Source organism: Lichenibacterium dinghuense, assembly GCF_021730615.1.
Classification (GTDB): Bacteria; Pseudomonadota; Alphaproteobacteria; order Rhizobiales; family Beijerinckiaceae; genus Lichenihabitans; species Lichenihabitans dinghuensis.
The window spans coordinates 4,408,980-4,430,261 of record NZ_JAJLMN010000001.1; the positions used below are offsets into that span (position 1 = coordinate 4,408,980).

Annotated in this window: 22 protein-coding genes and 1 riboswitch; of the genes, 8 read left to right on the forward strand and 14 right to left on the reverse strand. The window is 70.9% G+C overall.

Features of this window, described 5'->3' with window-relative positions; genetic code table 11:
* The first annotated feature begins 269 nt into the window (after positions 1–269).
* Positions 270–458 (forward strand): hypothetical protein, encoded by a 189-nt coding sequence (locus L7N97_RS21010; RefSeq protein ID WP_237480212.1) that lies wholly within the window; start codon positions 270–272, stop codon positions 456–458.
* A gap of 135 nt (positions 459–593) precedes the next feature.
* On the opposite strand, the gene L7N97_RS21015 is transcribed toward L7N97_RS21010, so the two are convergent.
* The 13 genes from L7N97_RS21015 to L7N97_RS21075 form a co-directional block, all read right to left on the reverse strand.
* Positions 594–1,256: a cytochrome c oxidase assembly protein gene (locus tag L7N97_RS21015; RefSeq protein WP_237480213.1), complete on the reverse strand. Its 663-nt coding sequence runs from the start codon at positions 1,254–1,256 to the stop codon at positions 594–596.
* Positions 1,246–1,857: an SCO family protein gene (locus L7N97_RS21020; RefSeq protein WP_237480214.1), complete on the reverse strand. Its 612-nt coding sequence runs from the start codon at positions 1,855–1,857 to the stop codon at positions 1,246–1,248. The genes L7N97_RS21015 and L7N97_RS21020 overlap by 11 nt, the downstream gene beginning before the upstream one ends.
* Positions 1,854–3,599 carry a cbb3-type cytochrome c oxidase subunit I gene (locus L7N97_RS21025; RefSeq protein WP_237480215.1) on the reverse strand — a complete coding sequence of 582 codons (1,746 nt, stop codon included), beginning with the start codon at positions 3,597–3,599 and terminating at the stop codon, positions 1,854–1,856. The genes L7N97_RS21020 and L7N97_RS21025 overlap by 4 nt, the downstream gene beginning before the upstream one ends.
* A 16-nt stretch (positions 3,600–3,615) precedes the next feature.
* A complete protein-coding gene (locus L7N97_RS21030; protein ID WP_237480216.1) occupies positions 3,616–4,158 on the reverse strand; it encodes a cytochrome c oxidase subunit II in 543 nt (180 codons plus the stop codon).
* A 10-nt stretch (positions 4,159–4,168) separates the two neighbouring features.
* On the reverse strand, positions 4,169–4,327 hold the full coding sequence (locus tag L7N97_RS21035) for a hypothetical protein (RefSeq protein ID WP_237480217.1): 159 nt from the start codon (positions 4,325–4,327) through the stop codon (positions 4,169–4,171).
* A complete protein-coding gene (locus L7N97_RS21040) occupies positions 4,327–5,304 on the reverse strand; it encodes a c-type cytochrome (RefSeq protein WP_237480218.1) in 978 nt (325 codons plus the stop codon). Before L7N97_RS21040 ends, L7N97_RS21035 begins: the two co-directional genes overlap by 1 nt.
* Positions 5,301–5,951, reverse strand: a complete 651-nt coding sequence (locus tag L7N97_RS21045; RefSeq protein ID WP_237480219.1) for a c-type cytochrome — start codon at positions 5,949–5,951, stop codon at positions 5,301–5,303. The genes L7N97_RS21040 and L7N97_RS21045 overlap by 4 nt, the downstream gene beginning before the upstream one ends.
* 183 nt (positions 5,952–6,134) lie before the next feature.
* Positions 6,135–6,437, reverse strand: coding sequence for a LysR family transcriptional regulator (locus L7N97_RS21050; protein WP_309242831.1), 303 nt, complete (start codon positions 6,435–6,437; stop codon positions 6,135–6,137).
* Between the two features lie 101 nt (positions 6,438–6,538).
* Positions 6,539–7,522 carry a substrate-binding domain-containing protein gene (locus tag L7N97_RS21055; RefSeq protein ID WP_237480220.1) on the reverse strand — a complete coding sequence of 328 codons (984 nt, stop codon included), beginning with the start codon at positions 7,520–7,522 and terminating at the stop codon, positions 6,539–6,541.
* A 10-nt stretch (positions 7,523–7,532) separates the two neighbouring features.
* Positions 7,533–8,312 carry a thiosulfate dehydrogenase gene (tetH, locus tag L7N97_RS21060; RefSeq protein ID WP_237480221.1) on the reverse strand — a complete coding sequence of 260 codons (780 nt, stop codon included), beginning with the start codon at positions 8,310–8,312 and terminating at the stop codon, positions 7,533–7,535.
* A gap of 240 nt (positions 8,313–8,552) precedes the next feature.
* Complete coding sequence (locus L7N97_RS21065) at positions 8,553–10,058, reverse strand: chloride channel protein (RefSeq protein WP_237480222.1); 1,506 nt, start codon at positions 10,056–10,058, stop codon at positions 8,553–8,555.
* Positions 10,055–11,143, reverse strand: a complete 1,089-nt coding sequence (locus L7N97_RS21070; RefSeq protein ID WP_237480223.1) for a molybdopterin-dependent oxidoreductase — start codon at positions 11,141–11,143, stop codon at positions 10,055–10,057. Before L7N97_RS21070 ends, L7N97_RS21065 begins: the two co-directional genes overlap by 4 nt.
* Before the next feature lie 203 nt (positions 11,144–11,346).
* Positions 11,347–12,462: a YeiH family protein gene (locus L7N97_RS21075; protein WP_237480224.1), complete on the reverse strand. Its 1,116-nt coding sequence runs from the start codon at positions 12,460–12,462 to the stop codon at positions 11,347–11,349.
* A gap of 200 nt (positions 12,463–12,662) precedes the next feature.
* On the opposite strand from L7N97_RS21075, the gene L7N97_RS21080 reads away from it, so the two are divergent.
* The 6 genes from L7N97_RS21080 to L7N97_RS21105 all read left to right on the forward strand — a co-directional run bounded on the left by L7N97_RS21080 (position 12,663) and on the right by L7N97_RS21105 (position 17,771).
* Positions 12,663–13,010, forward strand: coding sequence for an ArsR/SmtB family transcription factor (locus tag L7N97_RS21080; RefSeq protein WP_237480225.1), 348 nt, complete (start codon positions 12,663–12,665; stop codon positions 13,008–13,010).
* A 5-nt stretch (positions 13,011–13,015) separates the two neighbouring features.
* A complete protein-coding gene (gene arsC / locus L7N97_RS21085) occupies positions 13,016–13,867 on the forward strand; it encodes an arsenate reductase (glutaredoxin) (protein WP_237480226.1) in 852 nt (283 codons plus the stop codon).
* 49 nt (positions 13,868–13,916) lie between these two features.
* Complete coding sequence (locus L7N97_RS21090) at positions 13,917–15,239, forward strand: arsenic transporter (protein WP_237480227.1); 1,323 nt, start codon at positions 13,917–13,919, stop codon at positions 15,237–15,239.
* A gap of 11 nt (positions 15,240–15,250) precedes the next feature.
* Positions 15,251–15,982, forward strand: coding sequence for an arsenical resistance protein ArsH (arsH, locus tag L7N97_RS21095; protein ID WP_237480228.1), 732 nt, complete (start codon positions 15,251–15,253; stop codon positions 15,980–15,982).
* A 113-nt stretch (positions 15,983–16,095) separates the two neighbouring features.
* A complete protein-coding gene (locus L7N97_RS21100; protein WP_237480229.1) occupies positions 16,096–17,331 on the forward strand; it encodes a molybdopterin-dependent oxidoreductase in 1,236 nt (411 codons plus the stop codon).
* 11 nt (positions 17,332–17,342) lie between these two features.
* On the forward strand, positions 17,343–17,771 hold the full coding sequence (locus L7N97_RS21105) for a c-type cytochrome (protein WP_237480230.1): 429 nt from the start codon (positions 17,343–17,345) through the stop codon (positions 17,769–17,771).
* Positions 17,772–17,868: 97 nt separating this feature from the next.
* Here L7N97_RS21105 and L7N97_RS21110 read toward each other — a convergent pair whose 3' ends face one another.
* Positions 17,869–19,641 carry a DUF190 domain-containing protein gene (locus L7N97_RS21110; RefSeq protein ID WP_237480231.1) on the reverse strand — a complete coding sequence of 591 codons (1,773 nt, stop codon included), beginning with the start codon at positions 19,639–19,641 and terminating at the stop codon, positions 17,869–17,871.
* 152 nt (positions 19,642–19,793) lie between these two features.
* Positions 19,794–19,873: riboswitch (Fluoride riboswitch) on the reverse strand.
* Positions 19,874–20,218: 345 nt separating this feature from the next.
* On the opposite strand from L7N97_RS21110, the gene L7N97_RS21115 reads away from it, so the two are divergent.
* The gene (locus tag L7N97_RS21115) at positions 20,219–21,274 is read left to right on the forward strand and encodes a YeiH family protein (RefSeq protein ID WP_255721698.1); all 1,056 of its coding nucleotides are present in this window, start codon (positions 20,219–20,221) and stop codon (positions 21,272–21,274) included.
* Positions 21,275–21,282: the final 8 nt, after the last annotated feature.

Here is a 21,282-nt window from a genome sequence, read left to right on the forward strand (position 1 = left end):
TCGGCCCGCGGGACCGTTCGATCCAACACAGGATGACGAACGGAACGATCGATGTGGGCGATGATTTTCGCGCCTTCACGACCGTAGCCTTCAAAGCCAGTTACATCGATTTCATCGATCGTTCTGAGCAGAAACGACGGTTGGAACGATGGACGGCCCAGTGTCACATCAACGTCATGTTCGGTGGATGAGCCGCCGACTGCTCGGGACCAGAGGACGACCGACATGGTCAGATCCGATGCGAACCGAGATGGAAGAAAGATGTGAACATGACGACGTTCAAGATCGCCGCCGCTGCCGCTTTGGTCCTCCTGCCTCTCGCTGCCATGCCGATGCCGGCGTTCGCTGCCTCGGCCCATAACTCTCAGCTCGGTGCCGACGGCCCCGTGTCGAACAACGCTGCACCGACCGGGATGGCGGCTCGTGCGAAAGCCATGCGGCAGAACAAGGTTCGCTGATCGTGCGACCGGGCCGGGGCATCGGCGCTCCGGCCCGAACCATCTGCGACCCGCCCTCGGGCGGATCGCTTGATCGCGACACGACGGCACGCGACGCGATATCGGGCATCTCGCTGCTGATCCGAGGGACAGCCCTTAAGCGGCACATTGGCCCGTGTCGCCCGGCCGCCGAACCGTCGTGGATCCGCCCAGGCCGAGCAGCACCCAGGCGGCGGCGAGCTGGAGCGGCATGCCGGCCAGCAGCATGACGAAACCCGCCCACTTCTGGTCGACGAGCGGCGGCACGTCCCAGCGGCAGATCACGTCGAGATAGGGCGTGTAGATGACGGCGGGCGCCATCATCCAGACCGCCGCCACGACGGTCATCGGCAGCGTCCCGATCCAGACCAGCAGCGCGACGCGCCAGTCGGCGCGGAGGCGTCGTGTCGCCGGCATCACCTGTGCCCAGATCATCAGGCCCGTCAGCAGTTCCAGCGCGCCGAGCGGTGCGGCATAGAGGGCTCCGGCCAGCGTCGGGTTCAGGAGGCCGGGCAGGCTCACCGCCGCGCTGAGCGCCCCGAAGGCCGCGAGCGCGGCGATCGGATCGAACAGGACGGCCGCGGCGACCGCCGCCGCGCCGTGCGGCCGCGGCAATGCCGCGAGTAGCAGCGGCGGCGCGAGCTGGTTCAGCGCCATCAAGGCGGCCGTGTAGCTCGCCATGGAGGCCAGGGGATCGCGCAGGCCGGCCGCTGCCGTGGCAGCGACGGCCAAGCCCGCGAGGCCGGCCGAGAGCCGCAAAGCCGAGCCCTCACGCGCCATGGATCAGCCCTTCGACGTCGCGCGCGAGGGCGGCAGGGTCCGCCGACTGGGAGAAACCATAGCGCAGCCTCGCCCGCCCGTCCGGCCCCACGGCGGTCACCACGGACGAATGGTCGAGGTAAGCGCCGCTTTCCGCGCTGCGCCATGTCACGCCCCAGGCCCTCGCCGCGGCGGCGAGCGCCGCTTCGTCGGGAACCAGCCCCACGAAGGGGGCGCCCGCCGCGGGGGCGAAGCTCGCGAGGTAGTCGGCGAGAAGCGGGCCGGTGTCACGCCGCGGGTCGAGCGTCACGAAGACGACGCGCACACGCCCCGCATCGGGCCCGAGGCGGCCCACGGCGTCCCGAAGGTCGGCCAGCGTCGAGGGGCACACGTCCGGGCAGTGGGTGTAGCCGAAGTATACCAGCACCACGCGCCCGCGTTCCGCCCCGATATCGAAGGGCCGCCCGTCCGTGCCGGGCAGGGCGAGCGGCAGGCGTGGGTCGCCCGGCACCGGCGAGCCCGCAGTCGCCGGAGCCGACCCCCGCAAAGCCCAGGGCAGCGCGGCGGCGAGCGCGATCAGCGGTGCCGACCGCAGCAGCCAGCGCCGGCCGACGGCCTTCACCAGACCGACCAGCCCTGCGCGCGCGTGATGTTGTGCACGAAAGGCCAGAAGATCGGCACGTAGGCGGCCGCGGTGGCGACAGCCGTGAAGGCCGTGATGAGGCCGAGGTGCTCCAGCGCCTTGGCGAGCGGCGACAGGTGGCGGTGCGCCACGATGCCGATGGGCTCGCCGCCGTCGAGCGCGTAACTCTCCGCGCCGCCGAAGGCCTGGGCGAAGGGGATCGGCACCGGCGTGGACAGGCGTCGCGTGAAGAGGCTTCCGAGGAACACGACGTAGAAGCAGAACGTCGCGAGCCACAACACGACGCCGCCCACCGCCACCATCGTCAGCGGGAAATGGGCGTCCCCGTAGAGCCGGTCGTAGACCGTCTGCGGCAGGTACGACACCCAGGCGCGGCGCGGCACGCCATGCAGGCCCGCCCAATGCATGCCGAGTGCGAAGACCGACATGCCGCCGAACCAGAGCCACGCCGCCGCGAGCGCCAGGCGACGGCTGAGCAACCGGCGACCGGTGAGATGCGGCATCATCCAGAAGGCCACGCCCATGAAGGTGAGGGCCGAGGCGGTGCCGACCGTGATGTGGAAGTGCCCGGGGATCCACGTCGTGTTGTGGACGATGTTGTTGAGCTCCCAGCTGCCGTTCACGATCCCGGTCGCGCCGCCGAAGATGAACGTCACCATCGCGAGCACCTGGGCGGCCACGCTCGGGTTGCGCCACGGCAACGCGGTGAACCAGCCGAGCACGCCGCGCCCGCCGGCGAGACGGCCCGAATATTCGAGGCTGAGGCCGATCGTGAAGGCGGTGATGAGGCTCGGCAACGCCACCGACAGCGTCAGCGCGGTGAGGATCCCGCGCCATACGGGCGAGAAGCCGGGGTCGGTGAACTGATGGTGGGAGCCGACCGGCAGGGAGAAGACCAGCAGCAACGCGAAGGTCAGCCGCGCCATGGGGTCGGACACGAGCTTGCCGCCGCACTGCTTCGACAGCAGGCCGTACCAGGACACGTAGGCGGGCATGAGCCAGAAGTAGACGATGGGGTGGCCCGTCCACCAGAACAGGGTGCGGCCCACGATGGGGTCGATCGTGTCGACGAGGCCGGCCGACCAGGGGTCGAGCTGGACGATGAGCTCGATCGCCGCTCCCCCGCCTGCGAGGCCCCACATCAGCATGGTGGTCGTGCTCATATAGGTCACGAGCGGCGTCACCTCGCCCGGGCGGCGGCCCTTCCAGCGCGCGCGCATGTCGAGCAGGATGGGCAGTGGCAGCAGGCTGCCCAGCACCACGAGCGTCATTCCGAAGTAGAAGAAGGGGCTTCCCTTCAGCGGCGGGTAGAAGGTCCACAGCACGCTCGAGGAATTGTCGAACATGGCGTAGAGCAGCATCAGCGTGCCCGCGGCCATGAGGCCGAAGCAGGACCGCCACAGCAGCATGTTGGGCGCGAGCCCGAGCTCCCGCGCCGGCAGGTAGACCAGCAGCCCGCAGGTCACGAAGAAGGTGAAGATATAGGCGTTCAGCACGCCGTGGATGGTCAGCCCCTGGTAGTAGGTCTGAAGCACCGGGGCGAGGGCCGGATAGGCGTTGATCCCGCCGTAGTTGAGGGCCTGCAGCGGGCCGATGGCGGCGCCGATCATCAGGGCCGAGAAGCCCCAGACCAGGAAGGCCAGCATGGTGCGGCGCTGCGCCGCCAGGGCGTCGCCGGCCGGGCGGGACAGGGCGCCGGTGGGCGCGAGGGCGATGCTCATGAGGGGCTCTCGATGCTCACGCGGGGCTCTTGGGGTCGACGATGATGCGGCCCAGCATGGCCTGGTGCTCGATGCCGCAATATTCGTTGCACACGATGTCGAGCGTGCCCGCGTGCTTGAACGTGTAGGTCACCTCGCCCGTGATGCCGGGCACCGCGGTGACGTTGATAGTGGTGCCCTTGACCTCGAAGCCGTGCAGCACGTCGATCGACGTGACATAGAACGTCACGGTCGCCCCCTCCGGGACGTGGAGCGGGCTCGGCGTCCAACCCCACATGTGGGCGACCATATGGACCGCATAGCTGTTCGGCCCCGTCCTGACGAGGCCCGCGTCGGCGGCCGGGACGACGCCCGGCGCCGGTCCGCCGAGCGCCGTCGGGTCGGACCGGTAGGCGGCCGTGCGGACCACGACGCCGTAGTCGTAGACCACGAAATACATCGTGCAGGCCAGGATGCCCATCAGCATCACAAGGGTCACGAAGACCCAGGCGCGCTCGTGGCGCTCGGCGGCCTTGTGGAAAGCGTCCTCGAAACCGGGACGCCCGGCGACGTCGCTCATCGTCGCTTCCTCAGCTGCGGGCTTGGAAAACGGCGGCGGTGAGCCACCAGATGACCGTGATGGCGAAGACGAGGAAGCCCGCTACGACCCATGTCCCGGTCGGCCGCACGGGCCGCTCGTCCACCGAGCCGACTGTCTCGTCGGTCTGCGCGATTCCGCCCTCCGCCATCACTTTTCCTCCCCGGCCGGCGCTGGCGCGCTCGCGGCAGGCGGCACGGTGCCGGCGGGCGGCGTGACGGCGGGGTCGCCCAGCACGGCGCCATTGACGGTCCGCCCGTACATCGAGGTCGGGGTGTCGTGGAACTTCATGCGGGTCTCCTGGACGTCGCCGGTGAAGCGCGGGTCTTGCGGGCGCACCTGGCTGTCCATGTAGGTTGCGACGTCCCAGGCCTCCTGGTCGCTGAGCGAGCCGGCCAGGCCGAGCGGCATGTTGGCATGGATGAACTCGGCAGCGTTTTTGACCGAGCCCATGCCGGCGCCCCAGTTGAAGGAGCGCGGCCCCCACAGCGGCGGGAAGGCGATTTTGCCGCCCGAGGACTGGCCCTGGCCGTCCGGGCCGTGGCAGGACGCGCAGTGCTGGGCGTAGACCTGCCCGCCGCGCGCGAAGTCGGCCGGCAGCGGCGGCTTCGGCAGCTCGGGAAAGCCGCGGCCGGGCGCCTTCTCGTCCACCGGCAGCCCCTTGGCGAGGAAGTAAGAGTAGCTTTCGAGCGCCACCAGCACGGGGTCGCCGAGCGGAGGGACCTTGCCGTTCATGCTGTAGCGGAAGCAGCCCTGGAGCCGCTCCTCGAAGGAGTTCACGTGGCCGTTCTTGGCCCGGTAGGCCGGATAGGCCGTGTAGGCGGGACCCATCGGGGCCGAACCGGCGAGGCGCCCGGCCGCGAGGTGGCAGTTGCTGCAGCGGAGGTCGTTGCCGACGTAATGGGCCGCGTAGGTGCCGGGCTCACGGAAGATCTTCTGGCCGAGCCGGACCTCGTCGCCGAACTTGCCTTCGGGGATGGCGCTGTCGGGGGGCGGCTCGTAGGACTTGGCGGCCGGCTTCGCGTCGCCGCCGGACCACGGCAGCCCCCAGCCACCGACCAGCGTCGCCAGAGCGGCGATCGCCGCCAGGCTCGCGGCGGTCCCGGCCAGGGCGGGTGCTGTCCTCATGGCTTGCGTCCCTCCTTCGGCAGCGACGCCGCATAGTCCGCCACGGCGCGCATGTCGGGCGTGTCGAGCCGCCCGGCGATCGCCCGCATGTACTGTCCCTTGGGGTCGCGATCCGCCCCGCTGTGCCAGCGCTGGAGCTGGTCCATGATGTAGGCCGCGGACTGCCCCGCCAGCCGCGGCGAGAAGCTCCCCACCCCGAGCCCGTCCGTGCCGTGGCACTGCGAGCAGGACAGCAGCCCCTTGTCGGGCGCGCCGTTGAGGAACAGCGTCCGCCCACGGTCGAGGGCCGCCGCGGCGACCGGGAGCGGATCGGGGTTCGGCGGCACGGGCAGGCTCGCGTAATAGTCGGCCACCTCCCGGCGCTCGGCAGGGGTGAGCGCCGCCGCATAGGACGACATGACGTAGTTGTGGCGCGCGCCGGAGGCGAAGTAGCCGAGCTGCTCGTGGATGTAATAGGCCGAGAGCCCCGCCAGACGCGGAATGCCGACGTCGGGCTGGCCGGCGCCGTCCTGCCCGTGGCACGACGAGCAGGCGGCCCGCCCCGCCACCGTGCTGTGCGCCGCGATGGCGGCCCCGGCCGCGACCGTGGCTTCGTCGGCCCGGGCCGTTCCCCCCGGCATGGACCAAGCGGCCACGACCAGCGCCACCCACGCCTTACCCGCCGCAGCCGAAGATCCGCGATGGCGCCGCCCGTCGACCTTCAACGCCCACCCCCCATTTGAACTGCCGAAAACGGGCGCCGAACGCCCGACATGGCGGGATCTCGGCGCTTCACGACAGTGAGCCGGCGCTCCGCATCGGTCCAATCGTTTGATCGGAACGGTTCCATCTCACGGCTCTTCGCCGTCCGACGGCCCTCTGCGGGCGAGGTCGAGGGAGAATCGCTTCACCCGCTCGCGGGCCTGATCGACCCGCCGCAGAACGGCCTGAGCTTCCGCGAGCAGCACGGCTCCGCTCGGCGTGAGCCGCAATCCGCGGCCGACGCGGTCGAACAGCGCCACCGCGAACTCGGCCTCCAGCGCCGCCACGGAGGCGCTGACGGCCGACTGGGCGATGCGGAGGGCGCGGGCCGCCTGCGTGAGGTGCTCGCGCTCGGCGACAGCGACGAAGACGCGCAACTGCTCGAGCGTCACGCGTGCGTCCCGCGCGGCCCGGCCGGTTCCACCCGGCGTCGCGCCCTCCTTCCGGGGCCGCCTCCGGCGATCCGTCTCCGGTTCGCCCTGCGCCGCGGCGCTCACGGGTTGCCCCCGTAGGGCTTGAAGCCGTAGCCCTCCAGGATCTTCAGGGCGGTCGGCGAGTGGATAAAGGCCAGCCAGGTCCGCGCGGCCTCCTCGTGCGGCGCACCCTTGACCATCGCGCCCGCGTAGACCGCGGTGGCATTGTCGGCCTCCGGGATGGCGACGTGCGCGATCGGGTGCCCCACCTGCTCCTGGAACACGGCTTCGGATTGCCACGTCACTCCCGCTTGGGCGACGCCCTGCATGAGGAACAGCGGCGTCTGCCGGTGGTGGATGTGGGTGAGGGTGGTCGAGCCGTCCTTCACCTTGGCGCCGTAGACGGCGTCCGCGAGGGCCTCGCCGCCGGCCTTGCCGAGCGCGATCTTGATCTGCCGCGCCACCCCTTCGAACTCGGGGTTCGGCATGGTCAGCTTGACATCTGGCCGCCCCAGGTCGGCGAGGCCGGCCACGTGGGCCGGGTTGTCCTTCGGCACCATGATGGTGAGCGTGTTGGTGGCGTAGGGCACGGCCGGCCCCGCGAGATGGCCGTCGTCGATCAGGCCCTGCACCTTCTTCAATCCGGCGAAGTAGGCATCGGGCCTGACCTTGAAGGTCATGTTGCCGACCGTGATCACGCCCCCGGCATCCATCTGCTTGACGAGAAGCCCCGGCGGGATCGTCTCCCAGAAGAGGCGCCCCTTGTAGTCGGGGTGCTCTCCCTCGAAGGCCTTCACCAGCGGCGCCATGGCGAAGAAATAGTTACCGCCCACGAACAGGACGAGCTTTGGGTCGTCGAGGCTGCCGTGGAAGTCGGCCATGACGTCGACCTCCGGCACCGTGAAGGCGAGGCCGCGGTCGGTCGCGTCGTTGTTGGCCCCGTTCTGCCAGGGCGGGAACACATAGTCGGGGAAGCCCGAGGTGGTGCCCTCCGCGGCCCGCGCCCCGGAGGCGCCGAGCGCCAGGGCGCAGCCGAGCAGGAGGGTTCGGATCTTGCGTGTCATCGGGGAACCCTCACTTGGTGTAGAAGAAGCCGGCCTGTTCCAGCTCGGGGATCGTGCCGACGGCACCGGGGGTCAGCACGACGCCGGGCACGAGGTGGTTGGTCAGCTCCGCCGCCATCGCCTCGTGGCTCAGCTTGTCGGGGTTGACGCCCTTCTCGATGAGGCCGGCCGCCTCTTCCCAGATGGCGTTGTGGCAGGACATGAAGACGACACCGCGCGCCATCAGCGCGGGGATCGCGTTGTCGGCGGGCGAGAAGGCGCCGGCCGGGTTCTCGTAGTCCGACGGATCCGACGACTGCGCGCCCTTCTGCAGGATAAGCGTGTTGGTCTTGAACTTGCCGCCCGTGAGGTCGCCGAGCTTGTACTTGTCCCAGGTCGGCTGGTCGTAGAGCGCGAGGTGGGCCGTGCCGTGGGTGGCCGAGACGGCGAGGAAGTCGGGGTGCTTGAAGGACCAGATCTGGGCATTGAGCGCGTTGCGCATCAGGTTGAGCCAGGGGCTGGCGATGTCGGTGTTGTCCCAGACCTGCTTGGGGCTGGGCCTATAGGCCAGCACGGCGTCGAGCGCCTCGGCGTCCCACTGGTCGCGGTCCGTCAGGATCATGGGGACTTTCTTGAAGTCGCGCCGCCGCGGCGCCTTCGCGAGGCGATCCATCAAGTCACGCAACGTGCCGGCGCCGGGCGGGATTAGCGGAGCGGCCGCCTCGGCGCGGGCCGGGCCCGCTAGGGCGACCCCGGCGAGGCCGAGCCCGAATGCCTGGAGCGCGGTGCGGCGGGGGAGAAAGGTCTGCATGGGTCGTCCTCCTGGAATGCCGCAGAGATCGCACCCGAGGAGGCTCCCTTCCAACGTTGCTTTCCGATCGGATCGTTCGACGCGACTGATGAGAATTCTGGACCCTTGCGGATCATCCGCATCGGCGGCGCAGTCAGGCAGCGGTCCGCCGCCCCATTGCCCTTGGCAACGGCGACAGTCTTCGTCGGCCCTTGAGCGAGGGCGCCTTATCGATGACCACTTTCCAGCGCATCTCGACCGTCAGCCACGCGTCTCACTGGCGACAAAGTCTCCGGCCGCCGCGGTGGCGAGCGGGCCGTCGTCGCGGTGGGAGTGGAGCGCGCGTTCGGCCAACACCTCGCCCACGTCCTCGCCGTGCTCACCCATGGCGCGCGGCACGGCTCCACCGAGTGCGAGGGCGCGGAGGAGGTCGGGGTAGCGCGCTGCCGCCGAAATCGCGGGCGCGCCAACTTCCTCGGCCCGTCGGATGCCGTCGTGGATGCGGCAGGCGTAGATCGAGCGCGGCTCCAGGAAGCGCGCCGCCAGCATGGCGCCGCCGACCGCGAGCAGCACTGGCACGATCATGGTGTCGAGCGTGCGCGTCAGCTCGAGCATCAGCACCACGGCCGAGGCCGGCCCCTTGGTGGCGGCGGCCAGCACGGCCGCGGCGCCGACCAGAGCGAAGGCGCCAGCCGGCGCGCCCGGCCACACAAGCGCCCATCCGGCGCCGGCGAGGCCGCCGAGCGCTGCCCCGAAGGCGATGGTGGGCGTGAACAGACCGCCCGGCGCCCCGGAGCCGAGGCAGGCCGCCGTCGCGAGCGGCTTCAGCAGCATGACGAGGAGCAGCGCGAGCGATCCCGCCTCGCCCGTGAAGGCCAGCTGGACCACGTCCTTGCCGTTGCCGAGCAGCTGCGGCACCGCGAGCGAGGCCATTCCGAGCGCCGCAAAGATGACGAGGGGCGCCAAGACGATACTACGGCCGGACGGCTTGGTGCGATCGGCCCGGGCGATCAGGCGCACGTAGAGCGCCGACAGCGCACCCGCGACCGGTCCGAACAGCAGCGCGAAGGCGACGAGGCCCGCCGTGGTGCCGTAGGCCGGCACCGCGTAGGTCGGCTTGTCCGGCAGCATCAGCCAGGAAACGGCGGTGCCGAGCCCCGCCGCCAACACGGCGGGTGCGATCAGCGGCAGGCTCACGCTGCCGAGCAGCACCTCCAGCGCGAACAGCGCGCCGCCGAGCGGCACGTCGTAGACGGCCGCGATGCCGGCCCCGGCTCCGAACGCGGCGAGCAGGCGGCGATGGCTCGCGGACAGGCCGACCCGGCTCGCGAAGAAGCTGCCGAAGGCCGCGCCCGCCTGCTTGGGAGCCGCCTCGCGGCCGAGCGAGGCGCCGAGGCCGACGACGAGGATCGACAGCACCGCCTGCGACAGGGTCGGCCAGAGTGGCAGCCGGCCGGCCCGGAACCAGATCGCCGCCGCGAAGCCGCCCGCGTGGCCGCCCTCTCGCCGAATGGCGAGCCGCCCCAGGCCCGCCACGAGCCCGCCGAGGGCGAGCACCCCGACGCGCTGCACCGGGCTTGCCGCTTCGACGGCCCGCAAGAACCCGGCCTCGCCCTCGCCCCAAGCGAGATGCTGCACGGCGTGGAGCAGCAGCATAAGCAGACCGGCGGCGAGGCCGGCGGCGATCCCCGTGGCGGGCACGAGGCACCAGAAGCGCCAGCCGAGCCCATCGTCGCCCGCGTCGTTGGGCTGCGGCGAAGCCCTCATGCGGCCGTGACGCGCACGCGGTGCCAGGCGGCGGACAGATATCCCTTGAAGTTCCAGGTGTCGTCCGGCAGCGCCGGCTGGGTCTGGCCCGCCGCGTCCCAGGCGCGGGCGCAGATCTCGTGCTCGCCGGGCGGGAGGTCCAGCGCGCCGTGCCAGAAGGTCCAGCCCCAGCGCGAGGACCCGTGGTCCTCGATCTCGGCCTGGCTCCAGGTCCGGCCGCCGTCGCCAGACAGGTCGACGCGAATGATCCCCCTGTCAGTCGATACAGCATAGCCCTTCACCACCAAGCGACCGGCCTTCAACGCCGCGCCCGCCGCCGGCTCCGTGACGGCGCTGTTGAGCGGCATGGCGTCGATGGTGAGGCCGCGCGCCAAGTCCTCGGTCTCGGGCTGCATGTCGGAGGGGTACAGCTTGTAGTCTCCGGCCTGCTGGTGCGCCTCGGAGGGGCGGTCCTGCACCGTGACGGCGCTGAGCCACTTCGGGCTGCGCACCCCCGCCCAGCCGGGCGCCACGACGCGCAGCGGAAAGCCGTGCTCGGCGGCGAGCGGCTCGCCGTTCATGGCGTAGGCCACGAGCGTATCGGGGTGGAGCGCCTTTCCCATCGGCAGCGACACGCCGTAGGGCGCGCCGCCGTCGCTCGGCTGGCAGGTGTCTGCGCTCGTGAAGGCGACGTGCAGCCCCTCTCCGGTCTCGGCGCCGGCGGCCTCCAGCACGGCGGCGAGCGGCGCGCCGGTCCAGTCCGCGCAGCCGATGGCGCCCGCCGCCCAGGGGTCGCCCTTGACGGGCCGCACGGCCCGCATGTCGGCGCGGCGGTTGCCGGCGCACTGCATCACGGCCCGCACGGTGCGGGGCGGCATGGCGCGCACATCGGCGAGCGACAGCGACACCTCGCGCGCCACGCGCCCTCCGACGCTCACGCGGTGGGCCGCGCCGTCGAGCCTGGGGATGTCGCCGTGCGAGCGGACGTAGAGCAGGTCCTGCGGCGTGAGATAGTGAGCCCGCAGCTTCGGCAGCGGCGGCTCGGCGTTGAGCGGGTGGGCGCCATGGACGATCAGTTCGGGATGTTTGCGGAACGGGTTGAGCATGGGATCCTCCTCGAAGCTGTATCCGCAATGGATGGGGGAGAGCCGCGGTTGCGGCCCTCCACAATCTTCAGAACTTGACGGTGGGGTCGACCCGCCAGATCTCGTCCGGCAGCTCGCCGTCCCTGGAGAGCATCACGTTGCGGGGGCGAGGTAGTGAGAAAGGGTGCGGAGGCTCCCCCGTGCCCCGTGCCCTGTATGGTCGCTCAGGCGAGGCCGAGGATGCGGATCAGGCCGAGGCTCAGCGCGCCGAGGGCGGCGAGGGAGAGGGTGACGGCGCCGGTGACGCGCAGGCCGGCCCGGGCCACCACCCGAACGTCGACGCCGAGGCCGAGCGCCGCCATGGACAGGATGGTGAGCACGTTGGCGACGGTGGCCGTGGGGGCGAGGGCGGCGGCGGGCACGAGGCCGGCCGAGCGCAGCGTGGCGAAGGCGAGGAAGGCCAGGATGAAGGGCGGCACCATGCGGTGGACCGGGACGTGGCCGGGCTTCGGGCGGTCGCCGGCCGTGACGTTCGGGGCGGGCTCGTCGGTCTCGTCGCGCAGGCGGCTCGCCAGCATGGACAGGACGAGGACCACCGGCCCGAGCATCAGCACCCGCACGAGCTTCACCAGCGTGCCGATCTGCACCGCGGCGGGGCCGACCGGCGCCGCGGCCGCCAGCACCTGCGGCACGGCGTAGACGGTGAGGCCGGCCAGCGCGCCGAAGCGGAGCTGGCTGAGGCCCAGAGCGGCGCCGAAAAACGGCAGGCCGAGGACGACGAGCACGCCGAGCACGGCCGTGAAGGCGATGGAGGCCGCGACGTCGTCGCCGTCGGCGCCGATGGTGGGCGCCACCGCCGCGATGGCGGAGTTGCCGCAGATGGAGTTGCCGCAGGCCACCAGCACGGCCATGCGCTTCGGCAGGCCGAGCAGGCGGCAGAGGCCGAAGCTCGTCGGGATGGCCAGCACCACCACGCCGGCGATGCCGAACAGGAGGCCCGGGCCGACCTCGGCCAGGGTGCGGAAGGAGATGGAGACACCGAGCAGCGCGACCGCGATCTCCAGCATCTGCTTGGCGCCGAAGGTGATGCCGGAGCGGAACCGCGTGCCGGGCGTCCAGGCGGTGCGGACGGCGGTGCCGACCAGGATGGCGAGCACGAGGGCTTCGAGCCAGGCGCGGCCGAACAGGTGAGCCTCGCCGGCCTCGAGCCCATAGGCCGCGGCCGTGACGCCGCCGCAGAGCGCCAGGCCGGGCAAAACGTGGAAGGCGCCGCGACCGAGCCCGGACAGCGGCAGGGGGCGGGCAACGATCTGCTGCGGGATGAGGGGCTGGTCCGACATGGCGTCCTCGCGGTCTCGATGACGGCACTCTCGGCCCGCGGGACTGTTCGTTCCAACGCAGGATGGCGAACGAAACGATCGATGTGGGCGATCGATTCGGGCGGTCGAAGCCGGCTTTTGGCCGGCGCGCAGCGGAGGGTCTACGGGCCGGAACCGCGAATCCGCTCGACACGCCGAGCTATATCCGATAATCTGGATATATGGATGCAGTTCAAGCCCTCGCCGCCCTGTCGGCCCTCGCGCAAGGGAGCCGGCTCGACGCGTTCCGCCTTCTCGTGCGGCACGAGCCGACCGGGTTGCCGGCCGGCGAGGTCGCCAGCCTGCTGGCCGTGCCGCAGAACACGATGTCGACGCACCTCGCCGTGCTGGCCCGCGCCGGCCTGGCGTCGGCGGAGCGGCACGGCCGCTCGGTCGCCTACCGCGCCGACCTCGACCGCCTGTGTGCGCTGGTCGGCTACCTGGTCAAGGACTGCTGCGGCGGCCGTCCGGAGCTTTGCGCGCCACTGATCGCCGAGCTCTCGGCCTGCGCCTGCGGTGGAGAGGAATGAGGGACATGAACGACGCGTCGTCGCCCATCACGATCTTCCACAACCCGGACTGCGGCACCTCGCGCAACGCGCTGGCGCTGCTGCGGCTGTGCGGCTTGGAGCCGAGGGTCGTCGAATATCTCGTCGATCCGCCGAGCCGCGAGCGCCTGCGGGAGTTGATCGCGGCGGCCGGCCTGACCCCGCGCGAGGCGATGCGGCATCACCCGGAGCTGGTCGCGCGCTTCGGGCTGAACGACGCGGGGAGGTCCGACGAAGACGTCCTCGACGCGATGGCGCGCCACCCGATCCTGATCAACCGCCCGATCGTCGTCACGCCCGCCGCGGTGGCGCTGTGCCGGCCGTCCGAGACGGTGCTGGACCTCGTCCCGGCGGGGCTGGTTCCGGCCACCGACGCGGTGAAGGACGACGGGACGCCCTTCATCGGCGACGAGCCGTGGGCGGCCGACGACGAATTGGCCCTGCACCTCGAAGCCGCCGACCTGCCGACGGGTGACCTGCGGGAGCCGGGCCGGACCTTCTTCCGCTACGGCCTGCTCGGCGGCACCACGGTGGGCTTCGGCGGATTCGAGCGTCACGGACCCGACGCGCTGCTGCGCTCGCTCTGCGTGATGCCGCGCTTCCATCGCCGGGGCATCGGCCGCAACATGGCGCTTTTGCTGATGCGGCGCGCCTTCGATCGCGGCGCCCGCCGGGCCTTCGCCTTCGCCGGCACGCCGGAGGCTGCCGCTTTCTTCCGCGCCCTGCGCTTCGTCGAGATCTCGCGCGACGCGGCGCCGGCCTCGATCCTGGCGACGCGGCAGGTGACGGCCCTGTGCCCGGCATCGGCGCCGCTGCTCACGCGACCCATCGCCCTCTGAAGCGGACCGTGCCGACCGGCCCTCCTCCCTCGATCAGAGAACGACGCCCTTGCTCGCCTTCGTCATCTTCCTCGCCACGCTGCTCCTCGTCGTGTGGCAGCCTCGCGGCCTCGGCATCGGCTGGAGCGCCTCGGCGGGCGCCGCCTCGGCGCTGCTGACCGGCGTGGTCCGGCCCGCCGATATCGCGACCGTTTGGCACATCGTGTGGGACGCGACCTTCACCTTCGTGGCGCTGATCGTGATCTCGCTGCTGCTCGACCGCGCGGGCTTCTTCCGCTGGGCGGCGCTGCACGTCGCGCGCTGGGGAGGCGGTCGAGGCCGGCGGCTATTCCCGCTCGTGGTGCTGCTCGGCGCCGGCATCGCGGCCGCCTTCGCCAACGACGGCGCGGCCCTGCTACTGACCCCCATCGTGCTGGCGATCCTCGTCCGTCTGGAGTTCCCGCCCGCGGCGGCGCTGGCCTTCGTGGTGGCCTGCGGCTTCGTGGCCGACACGACCTCGCTGCCGCTGGTGGTGTCCAACCTCGTCAACATCGTCAGCGCCAACTACTTCGGCATCGGCTTCGGGCGCTACGCCCTCGTGATGGTGCCGGTCGACCTCGCCGCGCTCATCGCGACGCTGGGCGTGCTGTGGCTCTACGCCCGGCGCGACCTGCCGGCCTCCTACGCGCTCGACGGCCTGGAGCGCCCGGCCGAGGCGGTGCGCGACCCGCTGGTGTTCCGGGCCGCCTTCCCGCTGCTGGGGGCGCTGTTCGGCGCCTACTTCGTCACGGCCCCGTTCGGCGTGCCGGTGTCGGCCGTCACGGTCGCGGGCGCGCTGGCGCTGCTCGTCCTCGCGGGCCGCTGGTTTCCGAGGCGCTGGATGGGCGGCCGGGACGCCACGATCGACGTGCGCGGCGTGCTGGCCGGCGCGCCCTGGCAGATCGTGGTGTTCAGCCTCGGCATGTACCTCGTGGTCTACGGGCTGAAGGACGCCGGGTTGACGGCGTGGTTCGCGCGCGGCCTCGCGGCGCTGGCGGGCCTCGGGCCGCTCCCCGCCACCATCGGCACCGGCTTCGCGGCCGCGCTGCTGTCCTCCGCCATGAACAACATGCCCGGCGTGCTGGTCGGCGCGCTGTCGATCGCGGGGGCGCCGGACCTGCCGCCGCTCACCCGCGAGCTGATGGTCTACGCCAACGTGGTCGGCTGCGACCTCGGCCCGAAGTTCACCCCCATCGGCAGCCTCGCGACGCTGCTATGGCTGCACGTGCTCGGCACGCAGGGGCAGACCATCACCTGGGGGCAGTACATGCGGGTCGGCCTCGCGCTCACCCCGCCCGTGCTGCTGGCCGCGCTGCTGGCCCTTGCGGCCTGGCTGCCGCTCGTCACTCCGTGAGAACCCCGACCATGGCCCGCCTGCGCCCGCTGCCCAACCCCGACCACCTCCCCGCGCTCGACCTGCGTTTCGCGAGCGGCCGGCCGGCCGAGAAACTCGGCCCCGCGGACCACCCGCCCCGCATCCTGCTGCTCTACGGCTCGCTGCGGCCGACCTCCTATTCCCGGCTGACGACCGAGGAGGCAGCGCGCCTGCTGCGCTTCTTCGGCGCCGAGCCGCGCATCTTCGACCCCTCGGACCTGCCGTACCCGGACCAGGTGCCGGGCGACGACCACCCGGCCGTGCGGGAGTTGCGCGACCTGTCGGTGTGGTCCGAGGGTCAGGTGTGGTGCAGCCCGGAGCGGCACGGCACGATCACGGGCCTGATGAAGGCGCAGATCGACCACCTGCCGCTGGCGATGGGCGGCGTGCGGCCGACGCAGGGGCGCACGCTGGCCGTGATGCAGGTGTCTGGCGGCTCGCAGTCCTTCAACAGCGTCAACGCACTCCGGCTGCTCGGCCGCTGGATGCGGATGTTCACCATCCCCAACCAGTCCAGCGTCGCCAGGGCGTATCAGGAGTTCGAGGGCGGCCGCATGCGGGCCTCGCCCTACTACGACCGGATCGTCGACGTCATGGAGGAGCTGGTGCGCTTCACCGCCCTGCTGCGCCCCCACGCGGCGGGTCTTACCGACCGCTACTCCGAGCGCAAGGAGGAGGCCGCCAAGCTGGAGGAGCGCCTGTCGCTCGACCGGGTGCGATGACGAGAGGCCGGCGATCGATCGACGGAGGCGAACGTTCCGGGCGAGAATAGCGATGAGACGCCGAGAACCACCACCGATAGGGTGACGCAGAACGACAGACGGGGAGGACGGACATGCCGGGCGACGACATCGGGACAGGGGCCACGCGACGCCGCGTGCTGCAGGGGCTCGGCGCTGGAGCGCTGGTGCTCGGGACCGGCCGTGCCTTCGGTGCCGACGTGCGCCTGCCGCTGCCGAGCGACCCGCGCGACCGCGCGATGACGGGCGCCTTCCCGCAGAAGGGGCAGATGATCCTGCAGCGCACGCGGCCGCCGCTGCTGGAAACGCCGTTCGAGGTCTTCGACCAGGGCGTGTTCACCCCCAACGACAGGTTCTTCGTGCGCTGGCACTGGGCCGTGATCCCGGACAGCGTCGACGCCTCCAAGTTCCGCCTCACGGTGCGGGGCAACGTCGAGCGGCCGCTCGGCCTCTCGCTCGACGACGTGCTGGCCATGCCGCGCGTGGAGCTCGCCGCCGTCAACCAGTGTTCGGGCAACTCGCGGGGCCTGTTCGAGCCCCGCATCGCCGGTGGCCAATGGGACAACGGGGCGATGGGCAACGCCAAGTGGGTCGGCGTGCGGTTGAAGGACGTGCTCGACCGCGCCGGCGTCAAGGCGGGCTCGGTGGCGGTGCGCTTCAACGGGCTCGACGAGCCCGTGGTGCCGGACGCGCCCGACTTCATGAAGAGCCTCGACCTCGATCACGCCCGCGACGGCGAGGTGATGATCGCCTATCGGATGAACGGCGAGCAGCTGCCGCTCCTGAACGGCTTCCCGCTGCGCCTGATCGTGCCGGGCTGGTACTCGACCTACTGGGTCAAGATGCTGTCCGACATCGAGGTGCTGGACAAGCCCGACGAGAGCTTCTGGATGAAGACGGCCTACCGGATCCCGGACACGCCGCACGCCAGCGTCAAGCCCGGCGAGACCGGCTTCAAGACGGTGCCGATCAACCGCATGGTGCCGCGGAGCTGGTTCACGGGCCTGGCAAACGGGGCGACGGTCAAGGCCGGCGCGCCGGCGCCGCTGCGCGGCATCGCGCTCGGCGGCGACCGGGGCGTCAAGGCCGTCGACGTGTCGACCGACGGCGGCGCCACCTGGACGGCCGCCAAGCTCGGCGCCGACGAGGGCACCTACTCGTTCCGCCGCTGGACCTTCAACGGGGTAGCGGCGCCGGCGGCGGGCGGCAAGCTGTCCGCCCTCGTGCGCTGCACCAACGCGGACGGTGTGGTCCAGCCGATGCAGCAGCCCTGGAACCCGGGCGGGTTCATGCGCAACGGGGTCGAGTCGCTCGACCTCACAGCGGCCTGAAGGAGGCGATCATGCAGATCTCGTTCGGAACCGTCGCGTTCGGCGTCGTGGTCGCGGCGGCCCTCACCCTCGCCATCATCGGTTCGCCTGACGAGCGCGGCCGCCGGCAGGTGGCGGAGGCGCGCGCTGCGGCCGCGACCGCGGCCGCCGAAGCCGCGGCCCCGAAGACGGCTTCGGCCGATGGCGTCACGCTGACCAGCGTGTCCTTCACGCTGCCGACCAGCGACCGCGAATACCCGGCCGGTCTGCACGCGGATGCGATCAACGGCAATTGCCTGTCGTGCCACTCGGCCGGCATGGTGCTGACCCAGCCCGAGATGACCCGCGCCGAGTGGCAGGGCGAGGTCAACAAGATGATCAAGACCTATCACGCGCCGGTGTCGCCCGAGGACGCCGCGGCGGTTGTCGAGTACCTCGCGCAATTGAAGCCCGGTAAGTGACGGGAGGGGCTGCTCAGCCCCTCCGCTGTCGAGGTCTTCCAGAGGACGGCGTCCCGAGGCGGGAGCGGAACCGACAGGACAATCACGGCACTGCCATTCACTCGGCGTCCATGTCCTCGATGGTCGAGACGTCGGCTTCGGTGAGCTCCGCTCGGCCGGGCGCCGCCATGCCGAGCTTCCACCGCTCCAGATGCTTGTAGACCATCACCTTGTCGATCAGCAGATCCCCGTGCGCTCGACAGAAGTCTTCCAGCGTCGCCTTGGGGCCGATCATCTCGACACACATGGTCAGTTCGCTGTTCATGCCCTCGACTTCGCGAGCTTGGACGTGTCCGTGATTGCTGAAGCCGTAATGCGTATGGTGGGCGACGGCGTTGACGAGGCCGGCCCGCTTCGCCCGGTTGACGATCTCCTGGTAGAGGGGACGGCCGGAGAATGCAGCCTTCAATCGGCTTCCCCCGGCTTGGCGAAAACGCTCCTTCGGCGTGAGATAGATGCGGAGCATCCCGACCTCTTCGGCCGTGACGTGATGTGATGGCTGCATGGTGTCGTCCAGAGGTGATCGGAAAGCGTGATCGTTGCCGAAGCCCAAGCCCAGGGCGGAGACATCGAGCGACGCGCGGGGGAGTTCCCGGACATGGCGGAGCGCGATGTCGGGCGGGATCAGGGCACTGGCCGTCTTGGGCACCGCCAGGCGCTGGGCGAGATAGATCCCCGAATGGCCGCTGCACAGATAGGCCACGAAACACGCCACCGCGATGTAGATGGTGTTGCCCGAGCCGAAGAGCTCGATGCCCATGATGGTGCAGGCGAGCGGCGTGTTGGAGGCACCGGCGAAGATGGCGACGAAGCCGAGTGCGGCGAAAAGGTCGGTCGGCGCTCCGAGCGGGCCCGACAAGGCGTTGCCGAGACCGGCACCGATGAAGAACAGGGGCGTGACCTCGCCGCCCTTGAAGCCCGTCGCCAGGGTCGCGACCGTGAAGACGATCTTCCAGGCCCAGGCCCACGGGAAAACATGGTTCCCGAAGAACGCCACGATCGACGCGGCGTGTGGATCGGGCGAGGTGACGCCGAGGCCGAGATAGTCTCGCGTGCCCAGCGCATAGGTCAGACCGATGACGGCGAGGCCGCCGATGGCCGGGCGGAGCCAGGGGATCGTGCACAGCCGTTTGAAGGCCGAACCGTACCAGTGCATCGCTTCCGAGAACAGGAGGCTCGCCAAGCCGAAGGCGACCCCGGCCAGGGCGACCTTCACGAGAAGAACTGGATCGGCGTGAAACGAACCGGCCGGCCCGTCCGCGACGCTGGAGAAGGCGACGTGATAGGCCACATGGCTGATGCCCCACGCATGGCAGGCCCAGTCCCCGACGATCGCCGCCAGCACGCAGGGAACGAGGGCGCTGTATTGCACGCGCCCCACCGCCAGCACCTCGAGCGCGAAGACCGCGCCGGCAATCGGGGTGCCGAACACGGCTCCGAAGCCCGCCGCGATCCCGGTGGTCAGGAGCATGCTGGTGTCGGCGGGCCCGAGGCCGAGAGGCTTGCCGATGGCGCTCGCGATCGTGCCGCCGAGCTGAACCGCGGTCCCCTCCCGCCCCGCCGAGCCACCGAAGAGGTGGGTGACCAGGGTCGAGACGACGATGAGGGGCGCCATGCGAAGCGGTATGCCGCCGCCCGGCTCGTGGATCTGGTCCACGATGAGGTTGTTGCCGCCCTCGGCCGGCCGGCCGACCCAGGCATAGATGGCACCGATCGCCGCGCCGGCTCCGGGCAAGCCGAAGAGCAGCCACGGATGGATGAAGCGCGCTTCCGTAACCGCATCGAGAAGCCAGAGAAAGGCCGCGCAGAACGACCCCACGATCAGCGCCATGGGGACCGTCAGGCCTATACACTTTGCGGCCAGCAACGCATGGACCGCGCGCTGCACCACGAACGACCGTAGGTGCCGAAGAGATCGCCGCGCGAAGGCCGACCGACGCCGACCGATGAGTGAAATGGACAAGCGGACTCCCCCTTACGACGTGCAAGGTAGGAATCATCAGCCCCGAACGGGGCGGTTCGACCCCGGAGGGGTCAGGCAGAAATCCATTGCCGACCGCATTGCTAGCGCTCGACGATCAGAGCGTAAACCCACGAACGGAGTGGTCGTGGATCTTTTTTCCACGATTGATCCCGTGACGAAGGCCGCCGCCGACGAACCCGGGAAACGGGCGGAGGCTCGAGTGCTCGAAAGGACGCCCGTGCCGCCTCGCACACGCCTCTCGGGATTCGCGTCCCTCACCGACCTTCACCGAGCCGCCCAGGTAATCGATCGAGCCCCACGATCGATCGTTCTGTATTGGAGATTGGACGGCGCGGGCCGCCTGTCTCCTATCTCCCGTCACCCGACAGGGGCCGACCGACGCGACCGTCGCGCGGGCTCCTCCCACATCAACGAGGTGAACATCTTGTCCCGCATCCGACCCACCCTTCTGCCCGGGCTGGTTCTCTGCATCGTCGTGACCCTGGTGGCGGTGGCATTGCAGGCCATCGAGACGCGGCTCGTCGGCGAGCCCTACCTCGAAGCGCTCGTGCTGGCGATCCTGCTCGGGGTGGCGATCCGCTCCGCCTGGACGCCGGGCCCGCGCTGGGCGCCCGGCATCGCCTTCTCGGCCAAGGTGCTGCTGGAGGTCGCTGTGGTGCTGCTCGGCGCGTCGGTCAGCGCCGCCACCGTGCTGGCGCTCGGCCCGGCGCTGATCGGCGGCATCGCGCTCGTGGTGGCGCTCGCCATCGCGTCGAGCTACGCCCTGTGCCGCCTGCTCGGCCTGCCGAAGCGCATGGCCGTGCTGGTCGCCTGCGGCAACTCCATCTGCGGCAACTCCGCCATCGCGGCCGTGGCGCCGGTGATCGGCGCGGACGGCGACGACGTCGCCTCGTCCATCGCCTTCACGGCCGTGCTCGGCGTCGTCGTGGTGCTGCTCCTGCCGCTGCTGGTCCCGGTGCTCAGCCTGTCGCTCACCCAGTACGGCGTGCTGGCGGGGCTCACCGTCTATGCCGTGCCACAGGTCTTGGCCGCGACGCTGCCGATCGGCGCGCTCTCGAACCAGGTCGGCACGGTGGTGAAGCTTGTGCGGGTACTGATGCTCGGCCCCGTGGTGCTCGCCCTGTCGCTCGTCACGCGCCGTCTGCGCGACGAGCCGGTCGAGGCCGCGCCGCACGTCACCGCCGGCGACAGGCCGCGCCTCGGACGCCCCGCGCTGCACGAGCTCGTGCCGTGGTTCATCGTCGGATTCCTCCTCGTGCTGCTGGTGCGCTCGCTCGGGCTGATCCCGGCACCGGCCCTGCCGCCGATCGCCGCCACCGCCAGCGCGCTCACCACCGTGTCGATGGCGGCGCTGGGCCTTGGCGTCGACGTGCGGGTCGTGGCGAAGGCCGGCGTCCGCGTCACCGCGGCCGTGACGGCCTCGCTGGTCGTTCTCGGCCTCGTCAGCCTCGCGCTGATCCGCGTGATGGGCGTCGCCTGACGGGCGCC

Bases quoted from the DNA above. Each gene is read 5' to 3' on its own strand.
- L7N97_RS21010 (WP_237480212.1), top strand. From the start codon at position 270: ATGACGACGTTCAAGATCGCCGCCGCTGCCGCTTTGGTCCTCCTGCCT.
- L7N97_RS21015 (WP_237480213.1), bottom strand. From the start codon at position 1,256: ATGGCGCGTGAGGGCTCGGCTTTGCGGCTCTCGGCCGGCCTCGCGGGC.
- L7N97_RS21025 (WP_237480215.1), bottom strand. From the start codon at position 3,599: ATGAGCATCGCCCTCGCGCCCACCGGCGCCCTGTCCCGCCCGGCCGGC.
- L7N97_RS21030 (WP_237480216.1), bottom strand. From the start codon at position 4,158: ATGAGCGACGTCGCCGGGCGTCCCGGTTTCGAGGACGCTTTCCACAAG.
- L7N97_RS21035 (WP_237480217.1), bottom strand. From the start codon at position 4,327: ATGGCGGAGGGCGGAATCGCGCAGACCGACGAGACAGTCGGCTCGGTG.
- L7N97_RS21040 (WP_237480218.1), bottom strand. From the start codon at position 5,304: ATGAGGACAGCACCCGCCCTGGCCGGGACCGCCGCGAGCCTGGCGGCG.
- L7N97_RS21055 (WP_237480220.1), bottom strand. From the start codon at position 7,522: ATGACACGCAAGATCCGAACCCTCCTGCTCGGCTGCGCCCTGGCGCTC.
- tetH (WP_237480221.1), bottom strand. From the start codon at position 8,312: ATGCAGACCTTTCTCCCCCGCCGCACCGCGCTCCAGGCATTCGGGCTC.
- L7N97_RS21065 (WP_237480222.1), bottom strand. From the start codon at position 10,058: ATGAGGGCTTCGCCGCAGCCCAACGACGCGGGCGACGATGGGCTCGGC.
- L7N97_RS21070 (WP_237480223.1), bottom strand. From the start codon at position 11,143: ATGCTCAACCCGTTCCGCAAACATCCCGAACTGATCGTCCATGGCGCC.
- L7N97_RS21075 (WP_237480224.1), bottom strand. From the start codon at position 12,462: ATGTCGGACCAGCCCCTCATCCCGCAGCAGATCGTTGCCCGCCCCCTG.
- L7N97_RS21080 (WP_237480225.1), top strand. From the start codon at position 12,663: ATGGATGCAGTTCAAGCCCTCGCCGCCCTGTCGGCCCTCGCGCAAGGG.
- arsC (WP_237480226.1), top strand. From the start codon at position 13,016: ATGAACGACGCGTCGTCGCCCATCACGATCTTCCACAACCCGGACTGC.
- arsH (WP_237480228.1), top strand. From the start codon at position 15,251: ATGGCCCGCCTGCGCCCGCTGCCCAACCCCGACCACCTCCCCGCGCTC.
- L7N97_RS21100 (WP_237480229.1), top strand. From the start codon at position 16,096: ATGCCGGGCGACGACATCGGGACAGGGGCCACGCGACGCCGCGTGCTG.
- L7N97_RS21105 (WP_237480230.1), top strand. From the start codon at position 17,343: ATGCAGATCTCGTTCGGAACCGTCGCGTTCGGCGTCGTGGTCGCGGCG.
- L7N97_RS21110 (WP_237480231.1), bottom strand. From the start codon at position 19,641: ATGGCGCTGATCGTGGGGTCGTTCTGCGCGGCCTTTCTCTGGCTTCTC.